The 12,745-nt window shown below is 44.2% G+C and carries 12 protein-coding genes and 1 pseudogene; 6 read left to right on the top strand and 7 right to left on the bottom strand.

The window, feature by feature from the left end:
• The first annotated feature begins 165 nt into the window (after positions 1-165).
• Positions 166-2,472, top strand: coding sequence for a 1,4-alpha-glucan branching enzyme (glgB, locus tag ACTIE0_RS19735; protein WP_008056071.1), 2,307 nt, complete (start codon positions 166-168; stop codon positions 2,470-2,472).
• A 214-nt stretch (positions 2,473-2,686) separates the two neighbouring features.
• On the opposite strand, the gene ACTIE0_RS19740 is transcribed toward glgB, so the two are convergent.
• Positions 2,687-3,472: a 2-phosphosulfolactate phosphatase family protein gene (locus ACTIE0_RS19740; RefSeq protein ID WP_006622807.1), complete on the bottom strand. Its 786-nt coding sequence runs from the start codon at positions 3,470-3,472 to the stop codon at positions 2,687-2,689.
• Between the two features lie 77 nt (positions 3,473-3,549).
• On the opposite strand from ACTIE0_RS19740, the gene dacB reads away from it, so the two are divergent.
• From dacB to ACTIE0_RS19755, 3 genes are all read left to right on the top strand, one after another.
• Positions 3,550-4,974, top strand: coding sequence for a D-alanyl-D-alanine carboxypeptidase/D-alanyl-D-alanine endopeptidase (gene dacB / locus ACTIE0_RS19745; RefSeq protein ID WP_006668932.1), 1,425 nt, complete (start codon positions 3,550-3,552; stop codon positions 4,972-4,974).
• Between the two features lie 23 nt (positions 4,975-4,997).
• Entirely contained in the window at positions 4,998-5,552 is a 555-nt protein-coding gene (locus tag ACTIE0_RS19750; protein ID WP_006622805.1) for a hypothetical protein, read from the top strand.
• Positions 5,553-5,643: 91 nt separating this feature from the next.
• A complete protein-coding gene (locus tag ACTIE0_RS19755; protein WP_006668933.1) occupies positions 5,644-7,464 on the top strand; it encodes an ABC-ATPase domain-containing protein in 1,821 nt (606 codons plus the stop codon).
• A gap of 283 nt (positions 7,465-7,747) precedes the next feature.
• Here ACTIE0_RS19755 and ACTIE0_RS19760 read toward each other — a convergent pair whose 3' ends face one another.
• The 3 genes from ACTIE0_RS19760 to ACTIE0_RS19770 form a co-directional block, all read right to left on the bottom strand.
• On the bottom strand, positions 7,748-8,002 hold the full coding sequence (locus ACTIE0_RS19760; RefSeq protein ID WP_006622802.1) for a type II toxin-antitoxin system VapC family toxin: 255 nt from the start codon (positions 8,000-8,002) through the stop codon (positions 7,748-7,750).
• A gap of 189 nt (positions 8,003-8,191) precedes the next feature.
• Positions 8,192-8,458 carry a hypothetical protein gene (locus ACTIE0_RS19765; protein ID WP_006622801.1) on the bottom strand — a complete coding sequence of 89 codons (267 nt, stop codon included), beginning with the start codon at positions 8,456-8,458 and terminating at the stop codon, positions 8,192-8,194.
• Positions 8,459-8,510: 52 nt separating this feature from the next.
• Positions 8,511-8,678, bottom strand: coding sequence for a hypothetical protein (locus tag ACTIE0_RS19770; protein ID WP_006622800.1), 168 nt, complete (start codon positions 8,676-8,678; stop codon positions 8,511-8,513).
• A 24-nt stretch (positions 8,679-8,702) separates the two neighbouring features.
• On the opposite strand from ACTIE0_RS19770, the gene ACTIE0_RS19775 reads away from it, so the two are divergent.
• Complete coding sequence (locus ACTIE0_RS19775; RefSeq protein ID WP_006622799.1) at positions 8,703-9,356, top strand: cation diffusion facilitator family transporter; 654 nt, start codon at positions 8,703-8,705, stop codon at positions 9,354-9,356.
• On the opposite strand, the gene ACTIE0_RS19780 is transcribed toward ACTIE0_RS19775, so the two are convergent.
• Positions 9,306-9,836 carry a DUF1998 domain-containing protein gene (locus ACTIE0_RS19780; protein ID WP_150105321.1) on the bottom strand — a complete coding sequence of 177 codons (531 nt, stop codon included), beginning with the start codon at positions 9,834-9,836 and terminating at the stop codon, positions 9,306-9,308. The two genes, ACTIE0_RS19775 and ACTIE0_RS19780, sit on opposite strands and share 51 nt — an antisense overlap.
• Before the next feature lie 158 nt (positions 9,837-9,994).
• On the bottom strand, positions 9,995-10,867 hold the full coding sequence (locus ACTIE0_RS19785; RefSeq protein WP_006668938.1) for a polysaccharide pyruvyl transferase family protein: 873 nt from the start codon (positions 10,865-10,867) through the stop codon (positions 9,995-9,997).
• A 267-nt stretch (positions 10,868-11,134) separates the two neighbouring features.
• On the opposite strand from ACTIE0_RS19785, the gene ACTIE0_RS19790 reads away from it, so the two are divergent.
• Positions 11,135-11,983, top strand: coding sequence for a hypothetical protein (locus ACTIE0_RS19790; RefSeq protein ID WP_006668939.1), 849 nt, complete (start codon positions 11,135-11,137; stop codon positions 11,981-11,983).
• A gap of 412 nt (positions 11,984-12,395) precedes the next feature.
• Here ACTIE0_RS19790 and ACTIE0_RS19795 read toward each other — a convergent pair.
• Positions 12,396-12,584, bottom strand: a pseudogene (locus ACTIE0_RS19795) (type II toxin-antitoxin system HicB family antitoxin).
• Positions 12,585-12,745: the final 161 nt, after the last annotated feature.

Raw genomic sequence — 12,745 nt, forward strand, 5'->3', positions numbered from 1 at the left:
ACGGTGCTTTTGGAATCTTTCTAAAAGCTTTGCGGGATACCGCCTCTGTTATCTTAACGGGTAATAGTGCTATCGTCGCATTGTCCGGGAACAACCGGAAAAATGTCGCGTAAATGTATCAGTGTTAACTCTAGTAATCTTTTTGTTGTAGAGCGTTTGATATCCATGACCATAGCATTAGATCAGATTGACAAGATTGTTTGGAACCATCACCACGACCCCTTTGAAGTCCTAGGCCCCCATCAAATTGAGAAAGATGGAAAAAGCCTATGGGCCGTGCGAGCCTATCTCCCCACCGCTGATGCAGCATGGGTTGTACTACCCGAAGAACGGAAAGAGTACCCCATGTACTCCGTTCATAACCCCCACTTCTTCGAGTGTGTTATTGATATTCCCGAACTGAAAAACTATAAACTGCGCTTCAAGGAAGGGGAACACGAGCGCGTCACCCACGACCCCTATGCTTTCCGTTCCCCCAAATTAACCGATTTTGATATTCACCTATTCACCGAAGGTAATCACCATCGTATTTACGAAAAACTCGGCGCTCACCCCATGAACTTAAATGGCGTGGATGGGGTCTACTTTGCCGTTTGGGCTCCCAACGCTCGCAACGTCTCAATTCTGGGGAACTTTAACCACTGGGATGGTCGCAAACACCAAATGCGGAAATTTGGTAACGGAGTCTGGGAACTCTTTATTCCTGAAATTGGTGTAGGAGAAGCCTACAAATACGAAATCAAAAACTTCGAGGGTCACATTTACGAAAAATCCGACCCCTACGGTTTCCAACAGGAAGTCCGACCCAAAACCGCCTCAATTGTAGCTGAGTTAAATAACTACAAGTGGAACGATGACGAATGGATGGAGAAGCGGCGGAATACCGACCCTCTCGAACACCCCGTCTCTGTTTATGAATGTCACCTAGGTTCTTGGAATCGCGCTCCCTTTTCTGAACCCCACACATTACCCGATGGAACCGTTGAGCCTCCTGTACAGGCCGTAGAACTGGATCCCGGTAGTCGGTTCTTTACCTATCGGGAAATGGCCGATCAAATGATTCCCTACGTCAAAGAACTAGGTTTTACCCATATCGAAATTCTACCCGTTGCCGAACACCCCTTTGATGGGTCCTGGGGTTATCAGGTTACAGGCTACTATGCTCCCACTTCCCGGTTTGGCACTCCCGAAGATTTTATGTACTTCGTAGATAAGTGTCACCAAAACGGTATTGGGATAATTGTGGACTGGGTACCTGGTCACTTCCCCAAAGACGGTCACGGGTTGGCATTCTTTGACGGAACCCACCTTTACGAACACGGAGACCCCCGCAAAGGTGAACACAAAGGATGGGGAACCCTTGTATTTAATTACTCGCGTAATGAAGTCCGTAACTTCCTGGTAGCTAATGCTCTGTTTTGGTTTGAGAAGTATCACATCGATGGTATTCGGGTTGATGCTGTCGCTTCCATGCTTTACCTCAACTATTGTCGGGAAGATGGGGAATGGGTCGCTAACGATTATGGCGGGTGTGAAAATATCGAAGCTGCTGACTTCATTCGCCAGACTAACCATGTCATTTTTAGCTACTTCCCTGGTATCCTCTCCATTGCTGAAGAATCCACTTCCTGGCCAATGGTTTCCTGGCCAACCTATGTCGGTGGTTTAGGCTTTAACCTCAAGTGGAACATGGGTTGGATGCACGATATGTTGGATTATTTCCACATGGACCCCTGGTTCCGCCAGTTCCACCAAAATAACATTACCTTTAGTATGTGGTATCACCACAGCGAGAATTTCATGTTGGCTTTGTCTCATGATGAGGTCGTACATGGTAAAAGCAATATTCTCGGTAAAATGCCAGGGGATGATTGGCAAAAATTTGCTAATGTCCGCGCTTTATTTACCTATATGTTTGCTCACCCTGGTAAGAAAACTATCTTCATGGGGATGGAGTTTGCTCAATGGAAGGAGTGGAATGCTTGGGGAACCTTGGAATGGGAAATGTTGCAGTTTGATGCACACAAAGGGATTCAGCGCTTTTTTAAAGATATAAATACTCTCTACCGCAGTGAACCTGCTCTCTATGACCAGGACTTTGCGGAAGCCGGGTTCCAGTGGGTTGATTGTAGCGATAACCGCCATAGTGTGGTCTCTTTTATCCGCCGTTCTAAGGATACAGGTGAGTTTGTGGTAGTGGTTTGTAATTTCACTCCCCAACCCCATAGCCATTACCGCGTCGGCGTTCCCGAAGTCGGCTTCTATACGGAGTTGTTTAATAGCGATTCTGGTGAATACGGTGGCAGCAATATGGGTAATTTGGGCGGAAAATGGACTGATGAGTGGTGGTTCCATAATTATCCCCAATCCCTTGATTTGTGTCTGCCTCCTCTCGGCGTGCTGATTCTCAAGTTGGCTCAAGAGAAAACTGCTAAGGCTTTTCAGCAGTCGGAAACTGATGATGCACAATAAGTCTAATTAAAACATTGTGACAACAGAAAACCTGGTTTCTTTGCGGAAGCCGGGTTTTCAGTTGTTGCTCATAGAATATCAACCTGTCTTTCCTAATCAAGCATACTTCCAACCCTCACGCTCAACCCCTCTCCCATAGGCAGAGAGGGGAGTAATTCATCAATTATTTATGATCTAATAGCCAGAGAATTTTTCTTAGCCATCAATAAACAGCCTATAAGGGGAGGGATTGTTCAATCCAATATTGAAGACTCTGCATTTTCATTTTCGATTTAATCAAGACCCCTGGTTCGCTTTGGATGGGTAGCACGGTTACAATGTCTGTGTCAGCGCAATATTTCAGGTCGTCGTAGCATTCGAGACGTGCTAGACGTTGACCATGGCTGGCGGTATTCATGAGTTTGTATAGTTGATTTTGCCATTGGTAATAAAGGGCTACAGCACCGAAAACCTCATCATTCCCCCCTAGGTTATCTATGGGATAACCCATTTCTGAACACAAGCTATTAATAATGGCTCCGGCACAGGCGGTGTCTTCTAGGGAAAAGCTACCTTCCCAACCTGATGCTACTATCCAGATGGTTTCTGGTTTGGTGGTCATTAGATATTCTACGACGGTTCGGCGATTTACTAAAGCTGATGTGATTACTACGGGGGCATTCTGAACCTTCTGGAGGGCGCGGGTCCCGTTAGTGGTGGTCATAAAGAGTCGTTTACCTTCAACCACTTCTGGGGTACAGTTGAGGGGAGAATTACCTAGGTCACAACCTTCGACTTTTTGCCCCCCCCTTTCACCAACTCGTAGGCGTTTGTCGGCGGGCCATTTTTCGCTGACTTCCATGAGTTCATCGATATCGCTGAAGACTTGCACGGCTTCCGCCCCTGCGTTCAGAGCTGTGGCTATGGTGGTAGTGGCTCGGAGTACATCAACAACGATCGCACAATCGGGAATGCTGTCTGTAGGAGTTAATTCGGGGGTATGGTAAACAAAAATTTTCACGACGGTTATATGTATTAAATTAATACTGACAGTTTATATATTTCCACATCTGTGTGGCAATTCTCCAAATAAGGACTATGAAATCAATTGCGATCGCTCTCTTTTCGACTCTGATCAGTTTCTCTGTGCCGGTTATGGCCAACGAACCTAGGTCTATATGTCCAGCGGTACTAGAAACTGAAATTAATGCGATCGCCCTTGACCCCAAATTCTCTCGTTCCCGCTGGGGAATTATGGTTGAGTCCCTAGACTCTGGCCAAGTTTTATATAGTCTGGACTCGGAGCGTTTTTTTCTCCCCGCCTCGACGATTAAACTCTTAACTACGGTGGCGAGTATAGAAACACTAGGGCCAGATTTTCGCATCCGTACTTCTGTTTATAGTAGTGGCAATGGCAATGTTTATATTGTCGGAAGAGGTGACCCGACCATTACTAATACTGAACTGGAAAGTTTAGCCCAACAATTGCGCGATCGCGGTATTTCCCAAATTGATACCTTGGTGGCTAAGGACGGATATTTTCCGGGGATGACTGTCAATCCTAACTGGGAATGGGAAGATGTACAAGCGGGTTATGGAGCCCCGGTTAATAGTCTGATTTTACATCAAAATTCCCTAGATTTAAAACTCTGGCCGACTGAAAATGTGGGGCAACCTTTACGAGTAACCTGGGTTAGACCTGAACAAGGAATCGGCTGGCAAATTGATAATCAAACCCGGACTGTTAGCACTACAGAACCTGAATTTGTAGCGATTGGGCGCTCTTTTACGGAACCGATTATTCGGGTGTCTGGGCAGTTGCATATTGGGGCGGAACCAGAAAATGTTTTTGCGGCTGTTGTTAATCCGGGCGCCAACTTTTTGGAGGGATTCACAACCATATTATCACAACAAGAAATATCTGTCAATAGGGGGATACTGGCTAATTATTCTCAGCGTTCGGAACCGGAAGTTGCCTGGGTGGAATCACCGCCATTGTCGGAATTGGTGAAGACTTTAAATATGCAAAGTAACAATGTATTTGCTGAGGCAATTGTTAGAACTTTGGGAGTCCAAAGACCTAGTTTGGATGCAGCCAGTTCGGGATTAAATATGATAGCGGAAGTGCTAGATAATTTAGGGGTTAGTCGGTCAGGATATGTACTGCGAGATGGTTCTGGGTTGTCTCGTCATAACCTGGCTACTCCCCAAGTGTTGGTGGCAACTTTGCGGGTAATGTGGAACTCTCCCCACTGGGAAATTTATCAAGATGCTATCCCGGTGGCGGGGGTCAGTGGCACTCTGGAAAGACGCTTTCAAAATACGCCAGCACAGGGTCAGGTATGGGCAAAAACTGGTACTATGAGAGGGATGTCTTCTCTGGCGGGTTATGTAAAATCTGAGAGTTATTCGCCGTTGGTTTTTGCTATCATAGTGAATCAGTCGAATTTATCAACTCAGGAATTACGAGAAGCTATTGATAGAATAGTAGTGCTTTTAAGTAGTTTACAACCCTGTGATTAGTCGATAAAATTAGAGGTAAAATTATGGCGAAAAGTCTGGGGGAACTGAAACAGGAATGGGATAGCCTTAATCAGAGATTAAATGAGGCGATCGCTGAATATCATGCCGTCCGCCGTATCCGGTCAGATTTTCAGGTAAAGTTGATATTTCCTGAAGATAAATCAGCGGCAGCCATGACCGAATTTCATCACCAAGAACAACAAGCGATCGCTGACCTGCCAGTTAACTTACAGCATATTGACCAAGATATTAAAGTGGCTGTAATGAAGGTCAAAAATCTGCAAGCATCTCTGAGAGCCAAGCAATCTCAAATGTATGAAACCCAAGCCCAAATTATCTGGGAAAAATTAATCAAGCAATCGGCAAAAATCAACAAATTATCAGATACCCTAGAGACAGAAATTAAAGTGTTGAGGGAAATCAACAACGAATTTGATGCTAGTTTAAGTCATCTACTTCCGGCCCCTCCGGTATTCGTGAAAATTGCAGCGAGGACATTTCCTTATATTTATGGCCATCACAACTATATAGAAATTGGCGAAAAACAGCTAAATATAGATGCGGATGAAATAGGGTAAAAATTGCGGACGATACAGCCCCGAATTTGCTAAAATATTATGGCGGCATGAAGGGCTGGTATAATATATATTTGAATGGTCAACTTTGCCGATGAATAATAAACAGTATCTGCATCAAAAATTACTAGACCTCGACAACCGAGGTTATAAAGCCTATAAAGATATATCGGGTGAATATGAATTTCCCGACTTTACCCTAATTATTGATTATGTCCAGGGCGATCCCTTTGCTTCCCCCAGTAAATTTCGGGTACAAATTCCACCAGCGATCGCCAATTTTCCGCCGCAACTATACAAAAACCCGATCCGAGAAGTGGCGCTAAGAGACTATCTTACCCGACAGTTTGACCGCGCGGCTTATGAAATTAGCAGTCGTCGGGGTACGGGTAAAAGTGGTATGATTGCGATTACCAGGGTTGGTCAGGAAGTGCTGGCGCGGACTTCCGCCTACTTAGTGGAGGTCGCTAACCGAACCCCGAAAACCATAGGAGGAAACCCGGCGCTACAACGGGGGAAACCGATAGCCGCCGCGTCGGAAAAAGGCATCGAAATTCGCTTTTTTGTGGGACTCCCAGCCAGGGGTCGCAATATTCTGGGTCGCCAAGCGGTGGCTATGTTATGTGAGGATATTCCGGCTATTGTCGATCGCGCCCTCAAATACGAAAACCTAGACGAAGCAGCCTGTCAGCGTCACGTGGAAACGGTGGAAGATACGGAAAGTCTGCGACAACAATTAGGCGATCATTCCCTGGTAGCTTTTATTGCTAATGATGCTATTTTACCGCGCCAAAGTGGGGTGAATGACCGCCCCTTATCGAGGGAAAATGCGATCGCTTTTCAGTCTCCGGGTTCCTTAGAAGTTGAACTAAACCGACCCAACGCGGGACCGATTAGGGGTTTGGGTATTCCTAGGGGAATTACGCTAATTGTGGGGGGTGGATATCATGGAAAATCGACTCTTCTTAAAGCTATTGAAAGGGGAGTTTATAACCATATCCCTGATGATGGCAGAGAATTTGTGGTGACGGACGCGGCTGCTGTGAAAGTGCGCGCCGAAGATGGTCGCAGTGTGGCGGGGGTGGATATTTCACCTTTTATTAATCAGCTTCCCCAAGGGCGATCGACTACTGATTTTTCCACGGAAAATGCTAGTGGTAGCACGTCCCAAGCGGCTAATATTATGGAAGCCTTGGAAGCCTTAATTTTAGGAGAAAAACGGACTCCTCCGGTGTTACTGGTAGATGAGGATACGGCGGCGACTAATTTTATGATTCGCGATCGCCGAATGCAGGCTTTAATTGCGAAGGAACAGGAACCGATTACGCCTTTTATTGATAAGGTTCAACAACTATACCATGATTATGGGGTGTCTACTATTCTGGTGATGGGGGGAAGTGGCGACTATTTTGATGTGGCTGATACGGTGATAGCTATGGATAATTTTCAGCCAGTGGAATTGACCGAAAAAGCTAAGGCGATCGCCGCTGAATATACCACGGGTCGCACCTCAGAAGGGGGTCAAAAGTTTGGTAAGATTAAGCCACGGGTTCCCCTACCAGAAAGTCTTGATCCTAGTCGTGGAAAGCGAGATGTGCGGGTGAAAGTGCGAGATGTGGATGAGGTAAGTTTTGGGTCGGAGGATGTGGATTTATCGGCGGTGGAACAGTTGGTGTCTAAAGACCAATTAAAGGCGATCGCTGAGGCGATGGTTTACGCTAAAAACAGATACATTGATGGGGTAAAAACTCTCCCAGAAATTCTTGATCAAGTTATGGCAGATCTTGATGAAAAGGGTTTGGATATCATTAGTCCTTTTCCCCAGGGAGATTTAGCTATGTTCCGACGTTTTGAATTAGCGGCAGCTATTAACCGCCTACGAAGTTTGGAGGTTAAATCAGACGAGTTATCATGACACTAACCATTGTTACTGGTCACAGAAATGCCGATCAACCCGGTTTCTAGTTGACATCTTGGGGAAGATAGAGAAACCCTCACATCAGCCAGGTTTCTGAGTCTCAGGCGATATGGTATCCGCAATTGGAAGGCGATCGCTCCTACCAAAGAAACCCGGTTTCAGGGTTCAAGGAGAGGGAAAAAATAGGGTGCGATCGCGTAATTCCCTAACGCAATAAAGCAACAAATCCAGCTTGTTCAAAATGTTTATCATAAGCGAGTGCTTCTAATATATTTTGTTGTTACATAATTTTAAATGAGGTGCAATCTGTGTGACTCCATGCTTGATCGGGTCGGCTATGATATAACTCAAGTGCGCTTTTAAAGAGTTCATTGGTTTGACTGACAACTTGAATTTCAGAATTATCCAAGGCGTAATTAATAAATATCACAGCTTTTTCTCTATAAAAACGTCCCTTTCCCGAAAAAGCATTGAGTAATTCAGTAAACACCATTTCACTGGTGACAATAGACACATTTTTTAGATAAATTGCCATGTTTCTAGCTTGGGGATGTAGATCGTCATCGGGATTTACAGCTTGTTCACCAGTCGCTTAATATATTGCCCTCACCCTAAATCTGGATCCCAGAGAGGGAGAGGGACTTTGAGAGGTGATCAGATGATTTCTGAACAGACTGTAGTAAGGCAATCCAATAACCTGTATCCGCCAAGATTTTTTTCATGCTTATTCCTTGGGCGATCCATACAAATAGTGGTCTATATTCTTGGAGAAGTCCGTTGGTAGCTTGGTGTTTTCTTCTGCGATAATTTCAGAATTAATTTTATCTATAAACTTTAAAAAAGATGGTTCTTCTTGAGTTTCTGAATTTGATGCCGCCGAATCATCTTGTTGATTTTTGGCTTTGATGAAGAGTAAGAAGTTTAACACTTCTGTTACTAAAGGATCCGGGATTTGGGAAATCTCACGAATTAATTGTTCTCTTGCAGACATGGTTATATTCTCCTCAACGTTAATGCTTCTACGCTGCATTCAGCCTTACGGTCTATGATAATTCTAGCATGGGCGATCGCTCTGACTTATGCCAAGAAACCGGGTTTATAGCAAAATCTCTGTGAGGATGCAGAAACTCTGACAGAAGGTTTCTGAGTCTAGGGGATATGTTATCCGCAATTGGAGGGCGATCGCCATTGGTCTGGAGGCGATCCGACATTTACAAAATCCCCCGGAAACCATTTTGAGTTTACCTATGTTGGTAGTTGCGATCATTGGTTTGGGGGTCAATGGCTGTAATATCATGCTGTTGCACCGAGATGGTCAACAGGACCTGAATATGCGGGGGGTTTTGCTTCATATCTTAGCTGATACCCTCAGTTCTGTTGGCGCTATTGTGGCAGCGATCGCTATTTGGTTAACAGATTGTACTTGGGCTGATGGTGCCGTCGGTTTGGGGGTGTCGGTGTTGGTGGGTTTGGGTTCGCTACCTGTGATCCGCCACAGTTTGGCGATTTTGTTAAATATATCTCCGGTGGGGGTAGATCGGGAGTTAGTCCGAGAGGCGATCGCCAACTTTCCGGGAATTGTAGCCGTCGAAGATTTGCTGATTATAGCGATCGCACCAGGTTATTATGCCGTGGAAGCCACCCTCAAAGTAGATATAGACCTAAAACAAGGCGATCGTTTACTCTCCCAAATTCAGGCTACCCTCAGCCAAAAATTCGGCATTGACGATATTCGCTGCCAACTAGATCAGGTATTATCTCCCCCAAAACTGGGTTTCTGGGAAATAGGACAGACTAGCCTCGCATCCATAATCAGCCCAGTCCAGGCAAATCAGCCCCTAGGAGTGAAAGAAATGCAGATCCCTCTCGACAAACGTTTTCACCAGTAGCGATCGATCCAAATACTTGTTACCCCTTTCACAAGAAGTCTCAGGGCTAAATAGGCAGGCGTGACAGGCTGCCCAATGGAGAGAGGGACTTCCCGATTCCGGTTTGTGATCTGCACAAAGGGGGTCAGAAGCGCACAGACCCATAGCCTCTAGGGCTTGGGCGATGTGATAGCCGAGGGTAATCGGTTCACCCAGATTAACTAATCCCCCCAAAGTTCCCTCACTATCCGGGGCTGCCGTATAGATTAAAACCCCCGCTTGGGGACCCTTTTCATCCTCTGGCGGTTTCGAGTAGATCCGTTCTCGCAAACTAGCCGCATTGTATCCACATTCTAGGGCTAGTTGACGCATTAGGGCATGGGAAAACGAATTAATCAACATATAGCGCATAGTCGGGGGCGGCACCATTTTCGGGTCTAAATTGCGGCTGTACAGCCAACGTTTTTGCGCTTCAAATGCCATGGCTGCTTGTTTCCTCACCGCCTTTTTATTCTCCCACTCTCCCAGTAAAGACTCCTTGAATTGTCGGAAAATGCCTTGTGGTACTAGGTTGGTTTTTTAGGTCGGGATTTTTGGTTGCCCATGCCCTTATTAAAAACTTAACTTCGGCTAGTTTACTCAAACACAAAATTCTAACGTTAACTCCTAAATAAGCCATTCTGAAAATCTGCCCGGAAAATGTTAAGTCTTTCTTGAAGCTGTTCAGTTAGACTTTCAATGCGAGAGTCTTGACTGAGGCAAGGAGATTGACTCGTTGCTACTTTCCTTAAAGCAATAGCTGCTTGTTCTTGTCTGTATTTATCTCTAATTTTACGAATGGGAGTCAATAAGTCTAACCTTTGTTTTGGGTCATACAATCGGGAAATATAACAAGGGTTATAATCGACTCCAATCGAGGCACACCAATCCTGCCATTTAAAAGATAGAATCGTGGGGTTAGTTACTACCGGTATCCAAGGAACCCGAAGTGCATCAGCAACGATCGCACCATGCATCGCTTCAGTTATTAAAACATCTGTTCTGCTAATCAATGATAAAACTTCTTCCACGTCCGACCTAGCATCAATATAGCCAAATCCTAAATTTTTACAAACTGTTTCCCAACCTAGGCCAGCAAGCTCATAATGGGGCATATACGAGAATTTATATTCTTTCTCGTTGGTGCTGGTAAATAACTGACGAATCAAAGCAGCTCCGTCGGTAACAGCTAGATTATTTTCGAGTCCCAGAACCTGAGCCGAAAGCGGGCCTCGCACACAATAGACTTTATAGGAATCATCTAGCTTTAATACCTCTTGACCATAGCCTGCCCCTGTCCCAAATATAACTCTGTGATGTGCCCAACGGGTACGGTAGTGCAAATTATCATTCAGGAGCGTGCCAATTCCCACAAAAGCTAGGCTATTATCATCATCGATTAGGTCTGGAATTAGTTGATTCCAGATCCAAGGGTTAAGCTCATCTCCGAAATTATTAATACCTTCTGGTAGCTTGTAATAACATAATCTCATGGTTTTATAAAAAATGTTTTGTGGTTCCCAAAAAATAATTCATACTTCTCCCGGCTTTATTGTACATAGAATTTCCTATAACGTCAAGCTATCTGAGAAGTTGACATAAGACAGAGCCAAGTGTTATCATAGTATAAGTGGGGTGTGTCTTGGGAGTTTTTCCAACAAATAAAATGTGTAGCAGTATACATTAATTCCAGTTGTACAGAACTAAGTTCATTTTGTACAGAACTAAGTTCATTTAAATCAATCAAAAACCTAGGATTCATGTCTAGCAGCTATTGTTTTTGTACATTAAGTGTCGGCAAGCGCTACCGAGATCACGCTAGAGAGTTAGCCAAAGATATTCAAAAGTACGCTCCGGGGGTACCATTTGTCATTTTAACTGACAAACCAGATGATTTTTCTGGATTTCCTTCAGTATTAGCATTTAAGCACCGCTTACAGTCTGTTAAGGGCTACCATGATAAGCGATTAGTATTAGAAAAATCACTGTCTCTATTTGATTCCTGTATGTTTATGGATGCTGATATGCGAATCTTGAGTCGGGTTCCTGATAATTTGAGTTGGAATCCAGGATTAACAGCTCGAGCGGGCTGTGCCTTGGTAAAGCATTTAGACGAGAGAAATAATAAACGTAACAGTGAACTTGTCAAGAAAATAGCTGAGAGGATAGGGGTTGACATCGAGAACGTTCAATGGCTGCACGAGTTTTGGTTTGTGCTACGTCGTCAATCAGGGAAAGAAGTAGAATTTTTTAGAGTCTGGCAAACACTTTCTTACTTATTTGAAAGTGAAGGAATGTACGATGGAGAAGGGTATTCAATGGGTTTAGCCGCCTCAAAAGTGGGATTAGACTTTGATTTTTACAGAACGGACTGGTTTGAGTTTTTCAAAGATAAAATTGAAAAAGAAAGAATTAACAATGGTCAGTCCAAACTAACTGAGAAGAAAATATACTTTGAAGAACACACAGCCATTGAGTATCCTCAAAGCAATATACTGAGTAAGGCAATTTCCAAAATAGGTAATAAACTCGCGTTTTATTATCGTTTGTTGAGATTGCGACGACAAAGAGAGCAAGACGAAGAATTCAAGAGTATTTTCCAAAAGTAAAACAGTCGGGGCGAAAAATGTTTATAACCTACCTTGATCAAACTGACAAAAATCCCTTAAATATAGCACTAACATGACTTTTAATCTGGTTATTTTTAATTTACGGATCTTCTCGATGTAGGGTTTTGACACTCCCGGTCTCTTCAGAGCGGGGAGTGTCAATATATCAAATCCCGTTAATTGCCCATAATTACCCCAGCGCCTCTAACCACCAGTCTCATTCATATAGATAAAAGTCAAGTCACTCTATTTTATGCGAAGGCGATCGCTCTGACTTATGCCAAGAAACCGGGTTTCTATTGCCATGTCAGTTAGGATGCATAAACTCTCACATAAACCCTGTTTCTAAGTCTCAGGCGCGATCGCTTCTTCAACAAAATCATTTTTTTTCATTCTGTTGCTGGGTCTTTTTTTATTCGTCTGTTGGCGCTATTTTTTTCCGGCTATTATTCGCAACAGTCAGCCAACCCTCAACGGCATCTTATAAATTATGCGTAACCTCTTCCCAGGTATCGCCTTCGGTAATGCAACCGGGAAAGGCTGGGACTTCTGCCCAATAGCCCCCTTCTTCTGCTGGATGAATAATGGCTTTAATTTTCATAAACTTAGCTTCATCACTTTTTTTAGTGCAATATAGCAGGATTCAGGGATTGACATGATCTGCCAAAAGTAGCATAATTGAGGTATGAGTGAATTACTAAAACCAGTTGAGTGGGTTGGCAGTTCTCTTGAGGATTTAAAGGAGTTCCCCGAGGAGGTTCG

The organism is Limnospira sp. (assembly GCF_051859755.1).
Taxonomy (GTDB): domain Bacteria; phylum Cyanobacteriota; class Cyanobacteriia; order Cyanobacteriales; family Microcoleaceae; genus Limnospira; species Limnospira fusiformis.